Source organism: Nonomuraea harbinensis (assembly GCF_019396385.1).
Classification (GTDB): Bacteria; Actinomycetota; Actinomycetes; order Streptosporangiales; family Streptosporangiaceae; genus Nonomuraea; species Nonomuraea ferruginea.
On sequence record NZ_JAHKRN010000029.1, the window covers coordinates 48997 to 71956 of the forward strand.

Below are 22960 nucleotides of genomic sequence, written 5' to 3' on the forward strand. Positions count from 1 at the left end.
GGGTTCCGTGTCAACCTATGCTGCGCCGCACGTTAAGAAACTTTCCTAACCGAATACGCCCGGAGAATCGGAGTCGTTCGTGAGGCGAAGTGCAGGTGCGAGGATCTTCGCGGTCGTGGCCGCGCTGGTGGCGCCGTTGATGGTGCCCTCCGGCGCGAGCGCGGCCGTGGCCGACCCGCTGGTGTCGCAGGGCAGGCCCGTCACGGCCTCCTCGGTCGAGGCCGCCGGTCTGGAGCCGGACAAGGCGGTCGACGGCAACGCGTCCACGCGGTGGGCCAGCGCCGAGGGGGTGGACCCGCAGTGGATCCGGGTGGACCTCGGCGCCGCGCACACCATCACCCGGGTACGGCTGACCTGGGAGGTCGCCCACGCCAGGGCGTACCGGGTGCAGACCTCGCCCGACGGCTCCACCTGGAGCGACGTCTACTCCACCGCCGCCGGTGACGGGGGGACCGACGACCTCACGGTCAGCGGCAGCGGCCGGTACGTGCGGGTCTACGGCACGCAGCGCGGCACCCAGTGGGGCTACTCCCTGTGGGAGCTGGAGGTCTTCGGGACTCCCACGGGCGGCAGCGGCGGCGACACCCCGGTCCAGGCCAACGGGCAGCTGCGGGTGTGCGGCATCAAGCTCTGCAACGAGAACGGCAAGCAGATCCAGCTGCGCGGCATGAGCAGCCACGGCATCCAGTGGTACGACCAGTGCCTCAACAGCGCGTCGCTCGACGCGCTGGCGAACGACTGGAAGGCCGACGTCCTGCGCATCTCGATGTACATCCAGGAGGGCGGGTACGAGACCAACCCCCGGCTGTTCACCGACCGGGTGCACTCCCTGATCGAGATGGCCACCGCCCGCGGGATGTACGCGATCGTCGACTGGCACATGCTCACCCCGGGTGACCCGATGTACAACCTCAGCCGGGCCAAGACCTTCTTCACCGAGATCGCCCAGCGGCACGACGGCAAGAAGAACGTCCTGTACGAGATCGCCAACGAGCCGAACGGCGACGCCGTCACCTGGCCCGTCATCCGCGACTACGCGCACCAGCTCATCCCGGTGATCCGGCAGCACGACGCCGACGCCCCGATCCTGGTCGGCACCCGGGGCTGGTCGTCACTCGGCGTCTCCGCCGGCGGCAACGAGACCGAGATCATCAACAACCCGGTCAACGCGGCCAACATCATGTACACGTTCCACTTCTACGCGGCCTCGCACGACAGCCTGTACCTGAACACGCTGTCCCGGGCCGCCGACCGGCTGCCGATCTTCGTGACCGAGTTCGGCACGCAGACCGCGTCCGGCGACGGGGCCAACGACTTCGCCAGGTCGCAGCAGTATCTCGACCTCATGGCCCAGAAGAAGATCAGCTGGGTGAACTGGAACTTCTCGGACGACTTCCGTACGGGCGCCGTCTTCACCACCGGAACCTGCCCGAGCGGCTCGTTCGCCGGGACGAGCAGGCTCAAGGAGGCCGGTGTCTGGGTCCGCGACCGGATCCGCACCGCCGACGACTTCTGACGCGACACGGGCGCCCCGTCCCATGACGGGGCGCCCGCGTGGCATCAGTCCGAGATCACGGGGCCACGCGCGACGCGCCAGAGCAGATACGCCTGCAGCAGGCCCGCTCCGGTGAGCAGCACGATGAGCAGTACGGGGTCGTCCAGCTGCGGCGGGACCCAGTGCCATCCCCACCAGATGAGCGGCCCGAGCGGGAAGGTGACGACCATGAGGGCGAAGCCGGACAGCAGGATCGGGTCCTGGACGGTCAGCAGGATCACCGCCGAGGGGATGCCGAGGAGCATCACCAGCCCGGCGTAGAGACCGGCGAGAACCGCGGCGAGCCGGCCGTTCCTGTAGCGCCTCACGCGGTCACCCTCCTCGGACGCTCGGGAAGAGGACGAGCGTATCCCATCGAAGCCGGGCCATGATCGTGGGCGGCGAGCCATGGGTTAGCGTGTAGGCAAACGCTTTCCCGGGGGTTGGCATGGGCACCACCGCTCTCGACGGCGACGCGCCGTTCGCCCGTCACCATCACGACTACTCACCCTGGTCCTTCTGGGACGAAGCCGGTCAGGAAGAACAGGACAGGCAGCTCGAACTCCAGCGCGCTCTCACCGGACGGCACGCCGGCTACGAGTTCGGCGAGAGGTGCTTCGTCTCCGAGCTCGCCTCGGTGCAGAACGAGGAGCTGCGGCTCGGCCCGCGCACCTACGTCGCCGCCGGCGCCTACCTGAGCGGCTCGGTACGGACGGGACGCGACTGCTCCATGAACCCCTACACCGTCGTCCGGGGCGACGTGCGGCTCGGCGACGCGGTCCGGATCGGCGCCCACACCTCGCTGCTGGGGTTCAACCACACGATGTCCGACCCCGACGTCGAGGTCTTCCGGCAGCCGCTCACCAGCCGGGGCATCGAGATCGGGAACGATGTCTGGATCGGCTCCCACGTGGTCGTCCTGGACGGTGTGACCGTCGGCGACCGCGCGGTGATCGGGGCCGGCGCGGTCGTCACCAAGGACGTCCCGGCCGGCGCGATCGTCGGCGGCAACCCGGCGAAGGTGCTGCGCTGGCGGGTTCCCGGGTTGAAGCCGCCGGCCGGCGACCTGGCCACTGCGGTGGCGGGGTTCGCGGAGACCGCGCGTGAGCAGGCGGAGGACGTCCTGGCGCGCTGCTTCGACCCCCGGCTCCTCGGCGGGGCGTTCGTCGACCGGCCGGGCGCGGCCGTCACCGTCCGCGCCCAGTGCGACGCGATCGAGATCGCCGACCTGCTGCTCGGCCGGGCCCCCGGCCCGATGCCGGCGGACGAGCAGGCCGACCGGCTGCGCTCCTGGCAGGACCCGGCGACGGGCCTGGTGGGGACGCTGCTCGCGGACGGCAGCCAGAGGAGGCCGGATCCAGGCTTGGCGGAGACGCCGGATGGCGGCCCACGGCCCGAGCCGGGGCTGTCCGATCCGGATGTCGGCTACCACGTCCTGTGCGTCGGCTACGCGCTCGACCTGCTGGGCAGCCGGTTCCCCGGGCCGGTCCGGCCCGTCGCCGACATGGAGGCCGGCGACCTGATCGCCTTCGTGGAAAGCCTGCCCTGGACGCGGGACGCCTGGGGGGCGGGGCACTGGGTCGACATCCTGGGCACCGCCATGCTGTGGAACGGCGGACGGGGCCGTCCCGGGGCCACGGAGGCCCTGTTCGGATGGCTGGTCACGCACGCCGATCCGGACACCGGGATGTGGGGTTCGGCGCGGCCGATCGACGGTCTGCTGCGGATCGTCAACGGCTTCTACCGCGCGTCGCGCGGCACCTTCGCCCAGTTCGGGGTGCCGCTGCCGTACCCGGAGCGGGTCGTCGACACCGTGCTGCGGCACGCCCGCGACCCGCGGTACGTCCGCCCGGAGCGGCAGAACGCCTGCGACATCCTCGACATCGCGCACCCGCTGTGGCTGACCCGGCACACCGGCTACCGCGCCGAAGAGGTGACGACCCTGGCCAGGACCCTGCTCACCGACGCGCTCGGGCACTGGACCGACGGCCAGGGCTTCGGGTTCCAGGCCCCGCACCCCACCACGGCCGGCGCCGCCGCGACCGTGCCGGGGCTGCAGGGGACCGAGATGTGGCTGGCGATCATCTGGCTGCTGTCCGACCTCGCGGGCGTCGCGGACGCTCTCGGCTACCGGCCGCGCGGCGTACACCGCCCCGAACCCGCCGTCGTACGGACCTGATCGCCCACGCGACGGTTATCCGCGTCCGGCGAGATGCGAGGAGAAACGGACCGCCCCTGCCGCCAGCACCGGCATCCCGAGGGCCCAGCAGCGCAGGAACGCCCAGACTTCCTGGTTCGTATGCTCACCGTTGCCCTGGATCTCTGGTGAGAGAGAAGAGGCGATCGTCGGCAGCAGGAGCAGCGCGAAGCCCGCGAGCAGAAGCGCCGCACCGGCCGCGGTCGACTGGCGCGGCCGGTACGGGCGGGCCGCCAGCAAGGTCAGGGCCGCGGCGCAGACGACGGCGGGCAGCGCCACCTTGCCCGCCCAGTGCAGCAGCATCGTCGTCGTCCAGTACCACTGCTCGGCCGGAAGAGGGTCCAAGAAGTACAGCATGGGGTCCGGGGGGCCGAGAAGATCTCTCACCGTGCCGAGGACGCCGCCGCCGACGAAGGCCAGGACGAACACCGGCAAGCGCCGCCCGGTACGGAGCACGGCGAGGGCGCCGGCGGCGGCGAGCAGGCCGAGGAGCACGCCCTTGGTGGCACCGTAGGCGAACGGGATCCACCGGTTCCACGGGTAGTTCCCGACCGTGACCGCCGTCCAGGCGCCGACGGCGCCCCATGAGACGACCCCGACGGCGATCCCGACGCACAGCAGGTCCCAGACGCGGCTGTCCCGGTCGCGTGCGGGGTTCGGTAAGAAGGGGTGGGTCACCAGTCGCGCCATTCGTCCGTGAGCTCGAACCGCTTGATGCCGCGACGGGCCGCGAGCCCGTCGAGGTCTATCCCCGCCTCGGTGAGCACGTCGTCGATGAACTCGCACAACTCCTCCCGCTCGACGGTGTCGAAGTCGTGGTCGTGCGTACCGTCCACGGCGTTGAGCCCTTCGACCACCCGCCGGATCGCCGCGAGGACCTCGTCGTCGGAGGGCGAGCCGAAGCGCCGTACCTCGGCCTCGAAAGACGTCAGGACCCGTTCGGCCGCCGCCACGAACGGCTCCGGATAGGGCGCGGCGAAGTCGGCGACATGTGCGCGCCAGGTGTCTGTCGGTCTCCTGATCATTGCGTGATCGTAGGCCGACTGGACTCTCCCACGGGGGGAGGCCCCATGCTGGTCGCCGGACACGAGGAGAGCGACGCATGACGATCGTCAAGGACATCGAGGCCCGCGGCCTGCACCACTGCGAGACGACGGCGCTCGGGGTGCTGCTGCGGCACGAAGGGCTCGATCTGTCCGAACCTCTGCTGTTCGGGCTGGGGTCGGGACTGTCCTTCGTCTACTGGGACGGCAAGAGCATGCCGTTCCCGTTCCTCGGCGGCCGCGTCAAGCCTTTCGAGCTGACCAGGAACCTGGCGGCCAGGCTGGGGCTGACGTTGACGGTGAAGGAGACCGCCTCACCGCGCAAGGCGTGGGAGAACGTGGCCGCCCCCATCGACGCCGGCCGGCCGGTCGGGCTCCAGCTCGACTCGTACCATCTGGACTATTTCTCGACAAAGGTGCACTTCGGCGGCCATGTCGTCGCCATGTACGGCTACGACGAGCAGGACGTCCACCTCGTGGACACCGGCCAGCAGGGCGGAGCGGTGCGCACGAGCCGGGCCGGCCTCGCCAGGGCGCGGGCCGAACGCGGTCCGATGACCGCCCGGCACCGGTCCTTCACCATCGCCCTGCCGCCTCACCCGGCGCCGCCCTGGCAGGAGCAGCTCGCCGGCGCCATCAGGGACTGCGCCGACGCCTTCCTCGCCGCGCCCATCGCGAACCTGGGTCACCGCGGTATCGCGAAAGCCGCCGAACAGGTGCCCCGATGGCTGCTCCGCGCCGACGACCCGGCGCGGGACCTGCCGCGGGCCGCCCTCCTCATGGAGCAGGCCGGCACCGGCGGCGCCCTGTTCCGCGTCCTCTACCGCGACTTCCTCGGAGAGTGCGCCGGGCTGATCGACGACGGCAACCTCCGCGCGGGTCACCGGCTGTACGCGGAGGCCGCCGTCCTGTGGACGGACGTGTCCACACTGATCGCGAAGGCGGGGGAGAGCGGCGACGCGGCGCACCTGGAGCAGGCCGGGGCCATCCTCCGTGATCTCTCGCGCATCGAGGAGGACGCGATGCGGCGGCTACGGCTGCTGTAGCCGGCCGCGCAGGAAACGACGCTCCGCGTCGGTGGGCGCGAGGTCGAGCGCCGTCCGGTAGTGTCCGGCCGCCTCCTGCCCGCGGCCCGCGCGTCGCAGCAGGTCAGCACGGGTGGCGTGCAACAGGTAGTAGCCGTCGAGCCCGGTGATCCCGTCGACCAGGCGGAGCGCCGCCTCGGGCCCGCTGACCATGCCGATCGCCACGGCACGGTTCAGCTCCACGATCGGGCTCGGCGCGATGCGCGCGAGCTCCGCGTACAGTCCGGCGATCTGCGGCCAGTCCGTCCGGGAGGCGAGCGGCGCGGTCGCGTGGCACGCCGCGATGGCCGCCTGGAGCTGGAACGGCCCGGCGCGGCCCCGGCGCAGCGCCCGCTCGCAGATCGCGGCGCCCTCCGCGATCCGCGCCTGGTCCCACAGCGTGCGGTCCTGCTCGTCGAGGGTGACCAGGTCTCCGGCCGCGTCCACGCGCGCCGGTCGCCGGGCGTCGTGCAGCAGCATCAGCGCGAGCACGCCCTGCGCCTCGGGCTCGTCGGGCATCAGCGCCGTCACCACCCGGGCGAGGCGGATGGCCTCCTGGCAGAGCCGGGCCTTCGCCGGATCTCCGTACCCTTCGTTGAACAGCAGGTAGAGCACGTGCAGCACGGCGGGGAGGCGGTCGGGCAGCAGGTGCGCGGGCGGCACCCTGAAGGGGATGGCCGCGTGCGCGACCTTCTGCTTGGCGCGGAAGATGCGCTGGCCCATGGTGCGTTCGGGCACCAGGAACGCCCGCGCGATCTCGGCGGTGCTCATGCCGGTCAGGCTCCGCAGGGTCAGCGCCACCTGGGCATCGAGGTTCAGCGACGGATGGCAGCAGGTGAACATGAGCTCAAGGCGCTCGTCGGGGATCTCGCTGTCGCGCAGGTAGGGCGGTGGTTCCATGGCGGCCGCCTCCCGCAGCTTCGCCGCCTCGCCGGCCGCGCGGCGCATCCGGTCGATCGCGCGGTGACGGGCCGTGGTGGTCAGCCACGCCAGCGGCTGGTCGGGCACCCCGGACTCCGGCCATTTCTGGAGCGCCTTGGTGAACGCGTCCTGCGCGCACTCCTCGGCCAGGTCCCAGTCGCCGCCGGTGAACCGGATCATGGTGGCCACGATCCGGCTCCACCCGTCGGCGTAGATCCCGGCGATCTCGTCCTTCACCTGCGGTTAGTCCTCGCCGTCCGTCCAGAACGGACGCAGCTCGATCATCCCGGCCCACGCCATCGGGTGCTTGGACGCGACCTCGATGGCCTCGTCGAGGTCGGCGCAGTCGATGACGTCGAAGCCGGCGATCTGGTCCTTGGTCTCCGCGTACGGACCGTCGGTCAGCAGCACCTCACGGTTGCGGACGCGGACGGTGGTCGCGTCGCTCACCGGGCGGACGCGCTCGCCCATCAGCCGGATGCCCTTGCCGTCCATCTCCTTGACCCAGTCCTCCACGTCCGGGGCCCCCTCGTCCTGGCCGGGCTTGTAGTCGGGATCGGTGCACACCAGCATGAGGTACTTCATCGGGCTGCTCCTGTCGTGTGTTCGGTCGTTTCGCTGTCTTTCGTCGGATTGACGAACGGGAGAGGCTCTCCACTACAGCTCACCTCAGGATTTTTCCGACCGCGCCAGGCGAGGGCCACCCGGCCACTCCCGGGTGATCGATCTCCGGCGGTGTGACGGTCCGGAATCTCCCGTTCGCGCCGCCCTCGACCGGTGATCAGCCAGGAAACCGTCAGGATGTACGTGTCGCGCATCCTCACCAAGCTCGACCTGTGTGACCGCGACGGGCTGGTGACCTGACGCGGTCACCGGCGCGGCGCTGCCAGGATGGGGAGCATGTCCCGCGATCTCCGAGCCACCTTCGACCGGGCGGCCGCCACCTACCAGGACGCACGCCCCGACTACCCCGCCGAGCTCTACGCCGATCTGCTGGACGTCACCGGGGTCACCCCCTCCGCCCACCTGCTCGAAGTCGGCTGCGGCCCGGGGAAGGCCACGCTGCCGCCGGCCCGGATGGGGTTCCGGATCACCGCCGTCGAACTCGGCGCCGCCCTGGCCGCCGAGGCGCGACGCCGGCTCGCCGGATTCTCCGGCGTCTCCGTCATCACGTCGTCGTTCGAGGACTGGGAGCCGCGGGACCGCTTCGACCTCGTGTACGCGGCCACGGCCTGGAAGTGGGTGGACCCGGAGGTCAAGTACGCCAAGGCGGCCGCCCTCCTCACCCCCGGCGGTCACCTGGCCGTGTGGAACGCCGACCACGCGATGCCGTCGGACTTCGACCCGTTCTTCACCGAGATCCAGAAGACCTACGAAGAGATCGGCGAAGGCCACGACGGCCCGTGGCCCGGGCCGACGCCCGAGGAGCAGGACGACCCCATGGCCGCCGAGTTCGACGCCTCCGGACATTTCACGGTGGTCGGGACGAAGCTCTACGTATGGGCGTTGCGTTACACGGCGGACGAGTATCTCGCCCTGCTCGACACGTTCTCCGGCCACATCGCCATGGAGCCGGACAAGCGCGAACATCTCTACCGGCAGATCCGCCGCCTCCTCGCCGCCCGCCCTGACGGACGGCTCACCCGCCACTGGTCAGCCGTCCTCACCGTCGGCCGACGCCTGTGACCTGTTTCATCCGCCCCGGCGGCCCATCAGCGCGCCGATGACCATCCCGATCGCGGTGCAGACCACCAGAGTGATCCACAACGGGGCGACCAGCACGATCATGAAGAGCTGGATGGTCGCGTCCTGCTGGTTCTGCACGATGAACACCACCGCCAGGATCAGCAGGACGAGCGCCATCCACAGGCGCGGCGGCACCGCCCGGAGCCGGCTCGCCGGCTTCTGCCCTGTCACCATGTGTTCCCCCCGGATGCACACAGAGCCCTGGAACCCAGCCCTACCCGAGAAACCGCGGGTGATGTGGTCACTCCGCGCCGAGGTCGAAGGCGACGTCGGCGAGATGGACCGCCTCGACCACCGGGTCGTCGAGGAGCTCGTGCAGGTCGGCGAGTTTCCAGCGGTCGACGACGAGCCCGTAGACGACGCCCTCCTCGGCCGCCATCGCGAGCCGCCCGCGGGCCAGTCCGAACCCGTGCAGGTCGTCATCCTCGTCGAGGATCCCCACCCACTCGCGGTACGCGGCCAGCGCAGCCTCGGGTTCGGTCTCGCACTGATAGGTGGTGGCCTCCCAGCTGTGGTTGGCCATGTCGCGGTTCCAGACGACCGCGTTGAGTGAGGGCGGATCACCGGAGTCGTCGAAGTAGGACGGCGAGTAGATGTAGGAGACGTCCTCTCCTCCGCAGATCTTGTGGCGCCGGTTGAAGGCGACGAGTCGCCCGGCGGTCACCGAGTCGGCGAAGTCCACGACCGCCACGGCGTCGAGCGTCCGCGGCAGCCCGTCGATGATGTCGCGGGACGTCTCCGCCGCCGTCCCCGAGACGCCGTCGGGGTCCGCCTCCACGGAGTCGATCGCGTCGGCCAGGCTGCCGGAGGGCCCGCCGAGCAGGGGCGCCCGGACTGTTCCGAAGACGTCCTCTACGATCTCGTAATCGGTGCCGCCCTCGCCGGGGCCGGCCCCGCGCGGCTCTCCCCACAGCGTGTAGGTCGTCGTCAGGAGGCTGCCGCGGTCGAGGTAGCCGTGCATGCGCTCGTCCGGGTTCGCGACGCGCGCCGCCGTGCCGTACACCTGGGCGATCTGTTCGTCGCCGGTGTCGACGAACAGCGGTAAGGCCCGGTCGGCCACGACGAGGGCCAGCCAGAGCGCCGCGGTGACGGCCAGGACCTTGAGCAGCGACCTGCCCACGTACGCCCAGTCGGGCTCCCTCGCGTTCGTCACCGCGCGCTCCTCCCTAGTGGTCCGACACCGGTGCGCCGGCGGACAGCAGTTTCTCCGCGAGCACGCGACAGCGGCTCGCCAGCTCCGGCGGGTCGAGCACCTCGAAGTCGTGCCCGAGCAGCAGCACGTGCATGAGCACCGCGTCGAGGCTGCCGGCGCCGCTGATCACCTCGCAGCGCCCGCTCCCTCGCCGCCGTACGACGGCGGCCGACGCCGGGACCTGGGCGCGCACCGTACCGGCGGGCGCGTGGACGAGGAAGCGCCCCCGGTGCGGGTAGACCCGGCTCGCCACGCCTTCCTGCACGTACGAGGCCGCGTCCGGCGCGGGGCGCGGGCGGAAGCGCCAGGTGCGGGCGGACACGTCGGTCATCCGGTCGAGACGGAAGCTGCGCCAGCCGTCGCGATCGAGGTCGTAGGCCAGGAGATACCAGCGCCGCTCGGAGGCGACCAGGCGGTAGGGCTCGACCCGCCGCCGGCGCACCTCGTCCCCGGACGGATAGCCGAAGCCGGCCTCGACCTCGTCGCGGCAGGCTCCGGCCAGCGTCATGAGCACCTGGGGGTCGACCGGCGCGCGGCCCGCGGCGAAGGACTCCACCGACCCGGAGAGCGCGCGCACCTCGTGCCGCAGCCGGGTGGGCAGCACCCGGTCGAGCTTGGTCAGAGCGCGCAGCGCGGCGTCGCCGGCGACCGCGCCGCCCGCGCCGGCCAGCAGCGAGACGACGGTGGCGATCGCCTCCTCGTCGTCGAGGAGGAGCGGCGGCAGGTCCTGCCCGGGGCCGAGCCGGTAGCCGCCCCCGACGCCCTGCCCGGCGTGCACGGGGTAGCCGAGGGCACGCAACCGCCCGACGTCCCGCCGTACCGTCCGCGAGGTGACCCCGAGCCGGTCGGCGAGCTCGGGGCCGGTCCAGACCCGGCGCTGCTGCAGCAGGCCGAGCAGGGCGAGCACCCGCTCCGTCGTGCTCCGCTCGTCACCGGCCATGTCGCCCACCCTGTCAGATAGCGGACCGATCCTGTCCTCCAGAGGATGACAGCATGGACCCGAACCACCACGACGAACGGAGCGATCCGATGAGCCGCCATATCCAGGTCACCTTCGACGCCCACGACCCGCGGGCGCTGTCGTCCTTCTGGCGCGACGTCCTGGGCTACGTCCACCCCGGCCCGCCCGGCGTCGACCTGCCCGAGGGCGCCGACCCGCTGGCCGCGTGGGACGACTTCCTCGCGCGGGCCGGCGTCCCGGAGGACCAGCGCAACACCAGGTCGGCCGTCGAGGACCCGGACGGCCACGGCCCCCGGCTGTTCTTCCAGCAGGTGCCCGAGGACAAGGTCGTCAAGAACCGCGTGCACCTCGACGTGCGCGCCGCTCCCGGGCTGCAGGGGGAGGAGCGGATGGCGGCGCTGGAGGCCGAGTGCGACCGGCTCGTCGCGCTGGGCGCGAAGAGGGTACGGCGTGACGAGCCCGATCTTCCGCTGACCGCCGGCACCATCGTGATGACCGACCCCGAGGGCAACGAGTTCTGCCTGGACTGATGCCGAATGGGCTGGATGCCCTGAATGGGCGGGCCGCGGATCCTACGCTCATGGCCGTCAAGCGACCCCCGCTGCTCGCTGGAGGCGTCCATGCCCGAGGCTGTTCAAGAGGCGCCCGCCCGCCACGTCCAGGCCATGACAGTCGCCCGGCGGGACGGGGTGATCTGGCGGGCCTACGGCACCGCGGCGCGGCACCTGATCAGGCTGGCGGCGCCCGCCGCGCTGGTGTTCCTGCCGATCAGCCTGGTCGCGCTGCTCGGGCTGGCGCTGGTGGTGGACGAGTCGGCGGTGCTGGTCGACGGCTCGTTCGAGCTGCTCGGTACGCCGGGAAGGCCGCTGCTGGTGTGGGCGGCGGCGGTGATCCTCGCCTCGCTGGCCGGCCAGGCCGTGGTCCTGCCCGCCACCGTCGTGATCGCGGTCGGCCTGCTGACCGGCAGGCCCGTCGCCACGCCGGACGCGATGCGCGCCGCGCTGCGGAACCTGCCCGCGATGCTGCTCCTCGCGCTGCTGGGCGTCGTGGTGTTCACGGCGACCGCGGTGGCCGGGTTCGGCATGCTGATGTGGACCGGACAGCTGCTGTGGGCCGTTCTCGTGATGGCGTCCCTGGCGGTGCTCGCGCTGCCGGGCCTGCTGGCCGTGGCGATCGTGACGCTGGGGGGCCGGAGCCCCGGGCGCGCGCTCGCCGGCGCCTACCGGCTGGCGGGCAGGGGCGAGCCGACGGCAGGCGGCTTCTGGTCGTGCACGCTGACCCTGGCCTTCGGCGTGCTGGTCTTCCCCGCGGCGGCCCAGCGGGCGGTGGAGTGGGCCGCGTCGGGCAGCGTGCTCGGGTACGGGGTGGCGACCTCCGCCCTCACCCTGGTCATCCCCGCGTTCCAGGCGACGGTTATGGCGCGCCTGTACCTGAGCAGGCTGGCACACCGGAGCACGGCCGAGGCGTTCGAGCGGGTCGTCGAGAACCTGCCGGGGAGCGGGGCGGCGAGCCCGGCCAAGCCGGTGCCGGTGCTCGCGGCGCTGCTGCTGCCGGGGTCGCTGTTCGCGGCCACGCTGCTGGTCAACCCGTTCGGCTGGCTGGAGGTGACCCAGACGGTCGTCACGGCCACCTGGACGAGCGACGACGTCCCTCCTCAGCCGAGACCCGGGCTGCGGGAGACGGATCTGAAGGCCATGTACGCGGGCCGGGGCGACGAACTGATCATGTTCATGGACAGTTTCGGCCTGGCGAGGCTGCTGACCTGCACCGCGACTGGCTGCCCGCGTACCGGGTTCCGCTGGGCCGAGCCCGCCGGCGCCGACGAGGACATCGCGTCGTCCAGCGCCCGGCTCCACGAAGGCCGGATCGCCGTGAGCACCTGGTCGCAGCGAGGGCAGGGCGATGACCGGCGCGTCCGGCTCGGGCTGATGCTCTGCGACGCCCGCGGCTGCGTCCCGGGCCCCCGGCCGATCGGTGAGGAGATGTCGGTCTACGAGGGCAGGAGCGTCGCGCTGGCGCCGGGGCGCTACGACGGCCTGATGATCGCCCAGGTCCGGGAGCTGCCGGGGCGCGACGGTGAGGTCCTGTCCGTCACCTTCTGCGAAGACCCGGTCTGCGCCGACCCGTGGACGAAGGAGCTGGCCAGGCTTCCATCCAGGACCTCCGCGTACCAGGAGCACGGCCTCGTCGTCGGGGCTGGACCGACGAACCGCCCGGTCGTCCTCCGCTTCGACGAGCACGCGGGCTCTCTCTCCCTGATCACCTGCGAGGAGTCCGACTGTGCCGAGGTGCACGTCGAACGGCTGGTCCACGGGGGCTGGACCTGGGGGTTCGACGACGTCGGCGGGGAAGCCGGCGCCACCATGGTGGTCAGGGACGACGGCCGGCCGCTGATCGCCTACCGCGACTCGGCCGATGGATCGATCAGGATGCTCGACTGCCGCAACCTGAGCTGCTCCCAGTCCGACCCCGTCGTCCTGGCCGGCCCCGGCCGCTTCCGCGTGCCCCCGGCGCTGGTGGTGGACGGGGAAGGACGGGCGCTGGTGGCCTACCAGGACGTCGACGACAACCGGATCGTCGTGGCCACCTGTGAGGGAACCCGCTGCACGCACACGCCGGTGGCGAAGGGCCGGTACGCCCTCGGCGACGCCCTCGCCATGACCCTGGACGCGCGCGGCCGACCGGTGATCGGCTGGATCGACCATTCCGAGCACGACTGGGACCTGATCCTCACCACCCCGCTCAACCTGCCTTCCTAGCGTCCGGGGAGCCCGTCTTTCTCGCCGCCAGAACGATCAGGACCCCGGGGACGATCCCGGCGAAGAACGGTGACGGTACGAGGAGGACGCCGCCCAGCGCGCACCACAGGGCCAGGGCCCAGCCGATCCCAGCGGGCACGGCCACCCCGCGCCGGGCGAGGCGCCAGGTCAGTGATCCCAGGAGGATCAGGGGCACGCCGAAGCTTCCCGGGCCGCCCCAGAAGGTGACCTTGTTCCGCAGGGACTCGACCGCAGGGCCGTCCGCGAGGAGCGGGACCGCCGCCCACATCCCCCGATCCACCCAGCCGGCGACGTCCGCCCAGGCGGTGGCCGCCAGCACCGGCGGTGGACCTCGACGCCGTCCGCTCCCTTCTCGAACGGATGATCGATGCGTGATGGGCAAGCCCTGACGATCGGCGTGCGCGGCACGACTGCGCACCCCTGTCCCGCTGACCCTGTTTGACAGTGATCGCAGCGTGCCTGTGCAATATGTTGCATGCCGGTGCCACAGGGTCGCGGACTCGTCTCCAGGTCGCTGCTTCGGGAAGACGCCTACCGGGCGATCCGGGACGCGATCGTCGACGGCACGCTGGCCCCCGGTGAGCGACTCAACGACACCGACCTGGTCGAGTGGCTGGGCGTCAGCCGGACCCCGGTGCGCGAGGCCCTCGCGCGACTGGAGCAGGCGGGCCTGGTCAGGACCAAACCCGGCCGCTACACGATCGTCAGCCCTCTCGACGCCCGCGCCTGCCGTGACGCCCAGTCGGTCACGGCCGCCATGCACGAACTCGCCGTCCGCGAGGCGCTGCCGAACCTCTCCGCCACCGAGCTCGAAGCCATGAGCACGGCCAACGCGCGGTTCGCCGACGCCCTGCGCCGCGACGACGTGGACGCGGCGCTCGCCGCCGACGACGAATTCCACGGCGTGCTGGTCACCGCCAGCGCCAACGACGCGCTCCGCGACGTCCTCGAACGGTTCACGCCGGTGCTGCGCCGCCTGGAGCGGCTCCGCTTCTCCTCACTGAGCGGCCGGGAGTCGGTCGCTCAGCATGACCGGATCATCGAGTTGTGCGCGGCCGGCGACGTGGCCGGGGCGGCCGCGGCCACCCGCGCCAACTGGGAGACGCTCACCCCGTTGCTCGACGAACCGCCCGTCACCGGGGCCAGTTCGCGATGATCTCGGGCTTGATCGCGTCGGCGTGACACTTGAAGGTCTTGCGCAGGGCGCGGTCGTACAGGCAGACCCGCACGTCCACGCGCTTGATCTCGCCGTCGGAGGAGAGCCGGAAGGGCGTCTTGGCCGCGCAGGTCGACCGGGGCCGGCTCCATCCGGTGCCGCCGCCCGCGTAGTGGAAACGGGCGCGGACGTAGGCGCAGTGACCGGAGTGCCTGTCGCGATCGGACAGCGTGCCGCGCACGACGAACGTCTCGGCGCTGAAGTCGGTGATCCAGACGTCGGCCGTGGCGTGACCGGAATGTCCCGCCGCCGACTTGACGGGCCCCCAGTGGATCCCGGCGGACGCCTGGGCCGGCCCGCCCGCGGCGATCAGGAAGGCCAGGACCCCACCGATGACATAGGTCTTCTTCATGGCAGGGACGCTAGGGGACGCCACTTGGAGTGATCTTGCATCCGGCTGGTCACAGCTGGTCGGCGATGGCGGCCGGGGTTCGCGGCGCGGGGCCGGTGGCGATGGCTCCGGCCTCGGCGTCGTCGATGAGGTCGAGGTCGCGCAGGATCGCGGCCGAGCGGTTCAGGAGGGCGCGGTCGCCGCGGACGCGGCCGAGGCCCCACAGGTGTTCGGCCTCCCAGTAGGTGCCCGACAGGCCGCGCAGCCGGTCGAGGCGGAGGGCTTCGGTGAAGCAGGCGGCGGCGGCCTCGCGCCGGCCGGCGAGGCGGTGCGCCTCGCCGAGGTTGCCCAGCGCCATGACCTCGGTGACGCGGGCGGCGGAGTCGCGGGCCAGGCCGATGGCGGCCTCGTGCGCGGCGACCGCGTCGTCATGGCGGCCGAGCCGCTGACAAGTGAGCCCGATGCCGGTCAGGCAGCCGGCCTCCTGACGGGCGTGGCCGAGCCGGTGCCAGGCGGCGCGGGCCCGCTCCAGGGATTCGAGCGACTCCTCGTACCGTTCGAGCACGCGGAGCACGACGCCGCGGCCGTGCAGGGCCAGGGCGGTCCCGGCGTCGTAGCCGGCCCAGGCGCGCAGGGCGCGGTCGAAGCAGGCGAGCGACTCCTCCGCCCTGCTCAGCCAGTGCAGCGCCCAGCCGAGGTCGTTGTCGGCCAGCCCGGCGTGGCGGCGGTCGCCGGTGAGACGCGCGGCCGTGAGCGTGATGTACGCGAGCGTCAGCTGCTCGCGCCGGCGGCCCCGGCCTTCGAGCGGGGCGTTCAGGCACGCCGACAGGTAGGGCGCGACCTCGGGGGCGATGCCGGAGGCGGCCTGCCGGGCCGCGGCGACGAGGTTGTCCGTCTCGGCGTCGATCCACTCGTCGACCTCGTCGCGCGAGCCGAGCGGGACGCCGGGGTGGTCGAGCGAACCGGGCAGGAAGTCGATCCGCCAGCCGATCGTCGGCTCGACGGCCAGCGTGGCGTGCCGGGCCGTGGCCACGTAGCAGTGCAGGGCGCGGCGCACGGCGCCGGTGCGGTCGGCCCCGGTCTCCTCCTCGGCGGCGCGTTCCCTGGCGAACAGCCGCAGCAGGTCGTGCAGGTGGAACCGGCCGGGCACGTCGGACCGTACGAGCTGGTTCTCCGCCAGCCGATCCAGCAGCACCGCCGCGCGCTGTTCCGGCAGGCCGGCCAGCGCGGCGGCGACCGGGACGCCGACGTCGGGCACGTCCAGGAGGCCGAGCAGCCGGAACAGCCGGGCCGCCGCGGCGTCGCCGAGGTCCTGGTAGCTGACCATGAAGCTGGTGCGCACGGCCTGGTCGTGCAGCGCCAGCTCGGCCAGCCTGCGCTGCTCGACGGCGAGCCGCCCGGCCAGCGCCCGCACGCTCAGGCCGGGCTGCCCGGCCAGCTTCGCCCCCGCGATGGTGAGCGCCAGCGGGAGCCGCCCGCACAGCTCGGCGATCTCGGCCGCCGCCTCGGGCTCGCTCCCGACGCGGGCGGTCCCGGCCAGCCTGCCGAGCAGGGCGACCGCCTCGTCCGGCGGCAGGCCCTCGACCGGGTGATGGCGGGCGGCGTCGACGGAGCCGAGCAGCCGCCTGCTGGTGATGAGCACGCCGCAGGTGGCGCTGCCCGGCAGCAGGTCGCGCACCTGCTCCGGACCGGCGGCGTTGTCGAGCAGGACGAGCAGCCGCTTGCCGTGCGTCATCGAGCGGAACGCCGCGGCGGCCTCCTCCTGGTCGGCGGGCACCGTCGCGCCCAGCGCGCGCAGGAACCTGCCGAGCACCTCCGCGGTGGCCGCCGGCTCGGTGTCCGGGGTGGACCCGTGCAGGTTTACGTAGAGCTGCCCGTCGGGGAAGAGACCGGCCAGGCGGTGCGCCACCTGGACGGCCAGCGCGGACTTGCCGATGCCCGCCGGGCCCGAGACGGCCACGACGTGCTCGCCGCCGTCCGTCAGCAGCCCGCACAGCCGCTCGACCTCGCCGTCCCGGCCCGTGAACGCCGCCACCGCCGGAGGAAGCTGCGCCGGGGTGCGCCCCCGTACGAGCTGTCCGGCGCGGCGCAGCTCCGGCCCCGGTTCGAGGCCGAGCTCGCGGTCCAGCAGCCGCGTGCCCTCGCGCAGGACGTGGAGCGCCTCCTGACGGCGGTTCAGCCGGTCGAGCGCGAGTACGAGCTGGGCGCGGAGCGATTCGTGGTACGGCAGGTCGGCGACCATCGGCGCGAGCCGTTCGGCCACCCGCGACGGGCAGCCCCGGCCCAACTCCAGCGCGGCCCACTCGCCGACGGCGGTCAGCCTGAGCTCTTCGAGCCGCCGCACCTCCGCGTGGTCGAAACCGTCCAGTACGGGCCCGCGCCACAGTGCGAGCGCCCGGCCGTAGAGTGCGGGATCGCCCAGCCGGCGGCCCTCCTCGATGAGCCGCTCAGCGTGATGGGAGTCGAGCCGCGCCACCCGCGTGTCGATGCGGTAGGCGCCCGGCCGGGTCTCGATCACCGGGTGGCCGAGCAGCGTCTTGCGCAGCCGGGAGAGCAGCATGTGGAGCTGGGTGCGGGCGGTCGGGGGCGGGGCGCCGTCCGTCCAGAGCGCCGCGACCAGCTGCTCGGCGGTGACGCTCTGCCCGGCGTGCAGCAGCAGGACGCTCAGGACCGTACGGGCGCGCGACCCGATGGGGGCGACGGCGCGGCCGGCGACCTCGACGCGCAGGGGGCCGAGGATCTGGAAAGCGACTGGGCCGGACATCGACTCCTCCCTTGATGGATCGTAACGGGAGGGGTGCCGGAGGCGGCAAGCGTTCAAGACGTCATCGAACGGCGGTCGCGGCGCGTTCCCTGGCGAACAGCCGCACCAGCTCGTGGAACCGGTAGTGCGGCCGGCTCGGCCCGCCCGGCGGGCGCAGCAGCTGCGCGTGGGCGAGCTGCCGCAGCAGCTCGGCGGCGTTCCCGGGTCGCGCGCCCGTACGGTCGTCCTGCTCCCGCACGCCGGGCAGGTCAGGGCCGAAGCCCGCGGGCTGTTCGACCAGCCCCAGCCGGTCGAACAGCCGCGCCGCCTCGGGCGGCAGCTCGCGGTACGACAACGCGATGCTGTCCCGTACGCTCAGGCCGTCGCAGACCAGCTCGTCCAGCCGGTGGCGCTCGTCGGCGAGCAACCCGACCAGGCCGGACAGCGGCCACCGCGGCTGCCGCGCCAGCTTCGCCGCCGCGATCCGCACCGCGAGCGGCAACCCCCCGCACAGACCGGCCAGCCGCTCGGCCGCCTCCCGCTCGTCCGCCACACGCCTGCTCCCGGCCACCCGACCGACCAACTCCACGCACTCCGGTACGGGAAGCACATCGACGGGGACATCGATGGGCACGGGGGCGGGGTCGGCGGTGGCTACGGGCACGGCGGCGGGCGCGGCGGCGGGCACGGGCGTGTCGACGGGCGTACTGATCGGCACGGTCAGGGCTGTTTCGCCGAGACGGCGGCGGGCGGTGATGATCATGCGGCAGCCGGGCGCGTCCACCAGCAGGGGCCGCACCTGCTCGGCCGATCCGGCGTCGTCCAGGACCACGAGCGCCCGCCGCCCGGCCAGCGCCTCCCGGAACGCCGCGGCCTGTTCCGCCGGATTCCGCGGCACCCCCACGCCGAGCGCGCGCAGGAACCGTTCCAGGACGCTTCCCGGCGGCACCGGCTCCCCGCCCGCGTCATACCCCCGCAGGTCGGCGAAGAGCTGGCCGTCCGGGAACCGGCCGGCCATCTGATGAGCCCACCGCAACACCAGCGCCGTCTTCCCCACCCCCGCCATCCCGCTCACCACCGCCACCCGCGGCCCCTCCTGGGCGAGCAGCCGATCCAGCGCCCGCAACTCCGGCGCCCGCCCGACAAACCCCCGCACGGGCGGCGGCAACTGCGCAGGCCGCACCACCGCGCCCTGCGGCAGATCACAAGCCGGCCATACCGCCCCCGTCGGATGGGCCAACAACCGGCCGTACGGCGCCCCCTCGCGCCACGCTGGCTCGGTGGGTTGTCTGTTGTGCGGAGGTTGCGTGGGCTGCGCAGGCTTGGCCTGCGGCTGGTCGTGCGGCGGCTGCTCGCGCCACGCCAGTTCGGTTTGCGTGGCGGGTGGTCTGTAAGGCGGTTGCGCCTGCCGCGCTGGGGCGGGTCGCGGTAAGTGCGTCGGTGGGGCGGGGTGGCCGCGGAGGACCTTGTGCTGGGCCTGGCGCAGTCCTGGGCCGGGTTCCAGGCCCAGTTCCTGTAGTAGCAGGTCGCGGCCTCGGTGGTAGCAGGCGAGGGCGTCGGCCTGGCGGCCGGCGTGCGACAGGGCGAGCACCAGTTTCTCGCGCAGCCCTTCGTACAGGGGATGGTCGTCGACCAGCCCGGTCAGTTGCTCCACGACCTCGCGCGGCCGGCCGCACGCCAGCTCCAGCCCGGCCCACTCCTCGACCGCCGTGAGCCGGACCGCGTCCAGGCGGCGCGCCCAGGCCGTGATCGCCGTGGTGTCGAGCCCGGCCAGCACGGGCCCGCGCCACAGGGCCAGCGCCTGTCCGAGCAGGTCGGCCGCCTGGTCAGGCTGCCCGGCCGCGGCGAGTTCGCGCCCTTCGGCGATCCGCCGCTCGGCTTCGTGCGCGTCGACCCGTACCCCTTCGGCGTCGAGCCGGTAGCCGTGCGGCTCGGTGACGATCACCCCGGGATCGCCTCCGGCCGCCTTGACGGCCTTGCGGAGAGCGGCGACGTGGATGGAGATCTGGGTGCGTACCGACGTGGGCCGGCGGTCCTCCCAGACCGTGCGCGCCAGCCGGTCCACCGGCACCGCCTGGCCGGTCTCCAGCAGCAGGGCGGCCAGCAGCGCACGGCGCCGCGACCCGCCGAGCCGGACAGGGTGCCCGGCGACGCCGGCCTCCAGCGGTCCGAGGACGAGAAACTGCAGCTGAGCCATGATCGAGATCGGTCTTGCAGGCGACGACGGCAGGGCACACCCGCTCGCCGAACCGAAACCCCCGATCGATCGTAGAGGAACCCCCTTATCGATCCGCTAAACGCCCGGAGATCAGGTGGGGCAGGACGTCCCGCCGCCGAGGTACTTCAGGTGGTTCCCGCTCACGAAGGGGCCCTGGCCGTCGGCGCCGCCGCTGCTCTTCAACCTGCGCCAGACCGTGGAACCGGGCTTGCGGTAGCCGTTGTAGCCGAAGACGTACACGGTGCCCTTGGTCAGCTTGCCCTCGGACTCGTACTTCGTGCCCGCCCAGGAACGCTTGTTGACGGCCTTCTCGGCCCGGTACCGGCACCAGACCGTCGGCTTCGGATGCGTGCAGCTGTGGCTGGTGAGGATCTGCCGCCCGCCGCTGCCGAGCGAGCGGTTCTTGCCGTTGAAGTAGGGCTTGACCAGCTGCCAGGTCCCGTTCACCTTCTGCTGCTGTTCGTAGTGCAGGTGGGGTTTGCCGGTTCCCACGCTGCCGATGCGGCCGATGACGGTGGACCGGGTGACCTTGGAGCCGTTCTTGACGCGGTTCTTCATGTGCGCGTACATGGTGCGCCAGGTGCTGTTGTGCTCGACGTACATCGTGTTGGTCGTGCTGCCGGACAGATACCGCACCGTCCCGCCGACCGCGGGGCGCACCTCCCAGCCGTCGGCGCTGTAACCGCCCGAGTAGGGGTTGCCGGTGTTCGGATACATGTCGAGCGCCTTGTCCACGTAACCGGCGTGGGATCCGGCGGAGTCCGTGAAGACCTTGGTGCCGCACGCGAACGGGAGCTGGAAGAACGGCCGCGAGGCGAGCGCCTCGGTGGCGGCGTGGGCCGGAGCCGGAAGGCCCGTCATGGCGACGAGCGCGGCGACGGACACGGCTGTGCGACGCAAGAGGAGTCCTCCTCCATCAGGGGTGATAGGTGCCCCGGAGACGTTAGGGCGGCGGGTTATCGATTCCCTTAGCGCCGTTTCCCTTAGGGATTCGATAACCCGGCTCACTAACGTGCCTGGAAACTTCCACCGGATGAGAGGGGTGCGCCTTGCCACGTCACGCCAGCCTGAGGATCCTCGCCGCCGGTCTGCTGGCCGCGACCTGCTTTGCCGGTCCGGCGTCGGCCGAGGCCGCGGCCCGGCCGGTGCGCGTGCTCCAGTTCAACCTGTGCAACAGCGGGCACGCACCCTGCTGGGGCGAGAAGCCGGGCCCCGACGGCACCCGGGCCGCCAGGACGATGAGCAAGGTCGTGTCGGTGTTCAAATCGCTGAACCCGCGACCGTCCGTCGTCGTGATGAACGAGGTGTGCTCCTCCGACCTCGCCTCCATGAAGATCCGGCTCGGCCTCGACGGCGACTCGTTCTTCACCGTGTACAAGAACTCCGCCAAGTACACGTGCGGTGGTTCCAGGAACGGCGGCGGCTCCTACGGTTCGGCGATCCTGACCGAGGCGCCGCTGCGCAAGCCGTACAGCGCGTACCGGCTGGAGAAGCGGTTCACCAAGCAGGACGGCAGCAGCGAGCGGCGGGTGATGGGCTGCCGGAAGGAGCCCGCCTTCACCGTCTGCACGGGCCACCTGTCGGTCAGCACGGTGGCGGTCGCCGAGGCGCAGTGCCGCGAGCTGATGAGCGGCGGCGGGAAACTGGCGGGCAGGGGCCCGCTGATCGTCTCCGGCGATCTGAACCTGCGCTGGAACAGGCCGGCCGAGCAGGCGGCGCTGAAGCGCTGCCTGGGCAGCGGCTACACGCGCAAGAGCGACGGCAACCGCCAGCACGTGATCGCCCGTGACAGCGGCCACGGCTTCGTCAGGACCGGGACGATCAGCATGGGGTCGTACAGCGACCACGACGCGTTCTGGGCGGACCTCTCGTGAGCCGTCAGAGGCCGAGGGCGTCGCCGCCGGGCAGGCGGGCGCGCAGCGCGGTGGGGACGTCGGGGTCGATGGGGACGACGACGGAGACGCCCGTCACGTCGAGCAGCCGCCGCAGCACCCCCCGCACGCCCGCCATCCGCAGCCAGCCGCCCGCCTGCCTGGCCCTCTCCACGTAGTCGAGGAAGGTGCGCAGGCCCATCGAGTCGCAGAAGGTCAGCTCGGCGGTGTCGACGACGAGATGGATCCGCCCCCCGGACAGGCTGGCGCCGAGCGCCTCGTCCAGCTGGGGGCACCGGGTGGTGTCCAGCTCGCCGATCAGGCTGATGACCGCCGTGTCACCGAAGTATTCACTGGTGATGGCGAACGGTGCATGCATCCAGCGGCCTCCATGGTGTATGGGGGTGACATTACACCGGTCAAGGCCGGTCGACAGGTCCGATTGCCGCCGGTGCCGGGACCCCGGCAGGCGCGAAAGTGTGGTTCGTGACCAAGCACACCCGTATCGAACCGTCGATCCTCTACTTCGGCACCCCTGTCGTGCTGATCTCCACCGTGAACGAGGACGGCACGCCCAATCTGGCCCCGATGTCGTCGGCGTTCTGGCTCGGCTGGCGGGGCGTGCTGGGGCTGGGCAGGCGGTCCAAGACCGCGCGCAACATGACGCGGACCCGCGAGTGCGTGCTGAACCTGCCCTCGGACGAGCTCGCCCCCGCCGTCGACCGGCTCGCCCTGACCACCGGCGCCGACCCGGTGCCGCCGGGGAAGCGCGAGCGCGGCTACCGGTACGTGCCCGCCAAGTTCGAGCGGGCGGGGCTGACGCCGGTGGCGAGCGAGACCGTGGCGCCGCCCCGGGTGGCCGAGTGCCCGGTGAGCATGGAAGCGGTGGTGGTCGTCGAGCACCCGGTGGGCGACGGCGGGATCGTCACCTTCGAGGTGCGGGTGCAGCGCGTGTGGGTGCACGACGAGATCCGCAAGGAAGGCGCCGACGACCACGTGGACCCGGACCGGTGGCGGCCCCTGATCATGAGCTTCCAGAAGCTGTACGGGCTCGGGCCGCAGGTGCACGACTCGACGCTGGCCCGCATCCCGGAGCACGCCTACCGGGGGCCGGACATCGAGAGGGCCCGCGCCGTGTGAGCT

At 72.2% G+C, this 22960-nt stretch carries 22 protein-coding genes and 1 pseudogene; 9 read left to right on the forward strand and 14 right to left on the reverse strand.

The window, feature by feature from the left end; genetic code table 11:
- The first annotated feature begins 79 nt into the window (after window positions 1–79).
- Entirely contained in the window at window positions 80–1516 is a 1437-nt protein-coding gene (locus KME79_RS27035; protein ID WP_308249065.1) for a cellulase family glycosylhydrolase, read from the forward strand.
- Between the two features lie 44 nt (window positions 1517–1560).
- Here the strand turns inward: KME79_RS27035 and KME79_RS27040 are convergent, their stop codons facing one another.
- Window positions 1561–1863: an SCO4225 family membrane protein gene (locus KME79_RS27040; protein WP_219546892.1), complete on the reverse strand. Its 303-nt coding sequence runs from the start codon at window positions 1861–1863 to the stop codon at window positions 1561–1563.
- Between the two features lie 551 nt (window positions 1864–2414).
- Here KME79_RS27040 and KME79_RS47500 point away from each other — a divergent pair.
- A pseudogene (locus tag KME79_RS47500) lies at window positions 2415–2570 on the forward strand (DapH/DapD/GlmU-related protein); the annotation flags it as partial.
- Window positions 2571–3728: 1158 nt separating this feature from the next.
- On the opposite strand, the gene KME79_RS27050 reads toward KME79_RS47500, so the two are convergent.
- Together KME79_RS27050 and KME79_RS27055 are read right to left on the reverse strand one after the other, a co-directional pair.
- Window positions 3729–4409, reverse strand: a complete 681-nt coding sequence (locus KME79_RS27050) for a hypothetical protein (protein ID WP_219546893.1) — start codon at window positions 4407–4409, stop codon at window positions 3729–3731.
- Window positions 4406–4756, reverse strand: a complete 351-nt coding sequence (locus KME79_RS27055; RefSeq protein WP_219546894.1) for a hypothetical protein — start codon at window positions 4754–4756, stop codon at window positions 4406–4408. Before KME79_RS27055 ends, KME79_RS27050 begins: the two co-directional genes overlap by 4 nt.
- Window positions 4757–4833: 77 nt before the next feature.
- Here KME79_RS27055 and KME79_RS27060 point away from each other — a divergent pair, with 77 nt between their 5' ends.
- Window positions 4834–5820: a BtrH N-terminal domain-containing protein gene (locus KME79_RS27060; RefSeq protein WP_219546895.1), complete on the forward strand. Its 987-nt coding sequence runs from the start codon at window positions 4834–4836 to the stop codon at window positions 5818–5820.
- On the opposite strand, the gene KME79_RS27065 is transcribed toward KME79_RS27060, so the two are convergent.
- Window positions 5806–6996 (reverse strand): RNA polymerase sigma factor, encoded by a 1191-nt coding sequence (locus KME79_RS27065; protein ID WP_261809051.1) that lies wholly within the window; start codon window positions 6994–6996, stop codon window positions 5806–5808. The two genes, KME79_RS27060 and KME79_RS27065, sit on opposite strands and share 15 nt — an antisense overlap.
- Window positions 6997–7002: 6 nt before the next feature.
- On the reverse strand, window positions 7003–7344 hold the full coding sequence (locus tag KME79_RS27070; RefSeq protein ID WP_148036525.1) for a YciI family protein: 342 nt from the start codon (window positions 7342–7344) through the stop codon (window positions 7003–7005).
- A gap of 315 nt (window positions 7345–7659) precedes the next feature.
- Between KME79_RS27070 and KME79_RS27075 the strand changes: the two genes are divergently transcribed.
- A complete protein-coding gene (locus KME79_RS27075) occupies window positions 7660–8445 on the forward strand; it encodes a class I SAM-dependent methyltransferase (protein ID WP_219546896.1) in 786 nt (261 codons plus the stop codon).
- A gap of 6 nt (window positions 8446–8451) precedes the next feature.
- On the opposite strand, the gene KME79_RS27080 is transcribed toward KME79_RS27075, so the two are convergent.
- The 3 genes from KME79_RS27080 to KME79_RS27090 form a co-directional block, all read right to left on the reverse strand.
- Window positions 8452–8679, reverse strand: a complete 228-nt coding sequence (locus tag KME79_RS27080; RefSeq protein ID WP_148036527.1) for a LapA family protein — start codon at window positions 8677–8679, stop codon at window positions 8452–8454.
- 67 nt (window positions 8680–8746) lie between these two features.
- A complete protein-coding gene (locus tag KME79_RS27085) occupies window positions 8747–9658 on the reverse strand; it encodes a hypothetical protein (RefSeq protein WP_219546897.1) in 912 nt (303 codons plus the stop codon).
- Between the two features lie 13 nt (window positions 9659–9671).
- Window positions 9672–10637 (reverse strand): helix-turn-helix transcriptional regulator, encoded by a 966-nt coding sequence (locus KME79_RS27090; RefSeq protein WP_219546898.1) that lies wholly within the window; start codon window positions 10635–10637, stop codon window positions 9672–9674.
- Between the two features lie 89 nt (window positions 10638–10726).
- On the opposite strand from KME79_RS27090, the gene KME79_RS27095 reads away from it, so the two are divergent.
- Both KME79_RS27095 and KME79_RS27100 read left to right on the forward strand, forming a co-directional pair.
- The gene (locus KME79_RS27095) at window positions 10727–11188 is read left to right on the forward strand and encodes a VOC family protein (protein ID WP_148037262.1); all 462 of its coding nucleotides are present in this window, start codon (window positions 10727–10729) and stop codon (window positions 11186–11188) included.
- A 90-nt stretch (window positions 11189–11278) separates the two neighbouring features.
- Complete coding sequence (locus KME79_RS27100) at window positions 11279–13417, forward strand: hypothetical protein (protein WP_219546899.1); 2139 nt, start codon at window positions 11279–11281, stop codon at window positions 13415–13417.
- Here KME79_RS27100 and KME79_RS27105 read toward each other — a convergent pair.
- On the reverse strand, window positions 13401–13757 hold the full coding sequence (locus tag KME79_RS27105; protein ID WP_219546900.1) for a DUF6463 family protein: 357 nt from the start codon (window positions 13755–13757) through the stop codon (window positions 13401–13403). The genes KME79_RS27100 and KME79_RS27105 overlap by 17 nt on opposite strands.
- Window positions 13758–13913: 156 nt before the next feature.
- Between KME79_RS27105 and KME79_RS27110 the strand changes: the two genes are divergently transcribed.
- Window positions 13914–14594: a GntR family transcriptional regulator gene (locus KME79_RS27110; protein ID WP_219546901.1), complete on the forward strand. Its 681-nt coding sequence runs from the start codon at window positions 13914–13916 to the stop codon at window positions 14592–14594.
- Here KME79_RS27110 and KME79_RS27115 read toward each other — a convergent pair.
- The 4 genes from KME79_RS27115 to KME79_RS27130 form a co-directional block, all read right to left on the reverse strand.
- Complete coding sequence (locus tag KME79_RS27115; protein ID WP_148036534.1) at window positions 14572–15006, reverse strand: hypothetical protein; 435 nt, start codon at window positions 15004–15006, stop codon at window positions 14572–14574. The genes KME79_RS27110 and KME79_RS27115 overlap by 23 nt on opposite strands.
- 49 nt (window positions 15007–15055) lie before the next feature.
- Window positions 15056–17749 carry an AfsR/SARP family transcriptional regulator gene (locus KME79_RS27120; protein WP_219546902.1) on the reverse strand — a complete coding sequence of 898 codons (2694 nt, stop codon included), beginning with the start codon at window positions 17747–17749 and terminating at the stop codon, window positions 15056–15058.
- Between the two features lie 61 nt (window positions 17750–17810).
- On the reverse strand, window positions 17811–19925 hold the full coding sequence (locus tag KME79_RS27125; protein WP_219546903.1) for an AfsR/SARP family transcriptional regulator: 2115 nt from the start codon (window positions 19923–19925) through the stop codon (window positions 17811–17813).
- A 111-nt stretch (window positions 19926–20036) separates the two neighbouring features.
- Window positions 20037–20846, reverse strand: a complete 810-nt coding sequence (locus KME79_RS27130; RefSeq protein ID WP_219546904.1) for a M23 family metallopeptidase — start codon at window positions 20844–20846, stop codon at window positions 20037–20039.
- 149 nt (window positions 20847–20995) lie between these two features.
- Here KME79_RS27130 and KME79_RS27135 point away from each other — a divergent pair, with 149 nt between their 5' ends.
- Window positions 20996–21820 carry an endonuclease/exonuclease/phosphatase family protein gene (locus KME79_RS27135; protein ID WP_219546905.1) on the forward strand — a complete coding sequence of 275 codons (825 nt, stop codon included), beginning with the start codon at window positions 20996–20998 and terminating at the stop codon, window positions 21818–21820.
- Window positions 21821–21824: 4 nt separating this feature from the next.
- On the opposite strand, the gene KME79_RS27140 is transcribed toward KME79_RS27135, so the two are convergent.
- The gene (locus KME79_RS27140; RefSeq protein ID WP_219546906.1) at window positions 21825–22196 is read right to left on the reverse strand and encodes an STAS domain-containing protein; all 372 of its coding nucleotides are present in this window, start codon (window positions 22194–22196) and stop codon (window positions 21825–21827) included.
- A gap of 107 nt (window positions 22197–22303) precedes the next feature.
- Here KME79_RS27140 and KME79_RS27145 point away from each other — a divergent pair, with 107 nt between their 5' ends.
- Window positions 22304–22957 carry a flavin reductase family protein gene (locus KME79_RS27145; protein ID WP_308249066.1) on the forward strand — a complete coding sequence of 218 codons (654 nt, stop codon included), beginning with the start codon at window positions 22304–22306 and terminating at the stop codon, window positions 22955–22957.
- The last annotated feature ends 3 nt before the right edge of the window (window positions 22958–22960 follow it).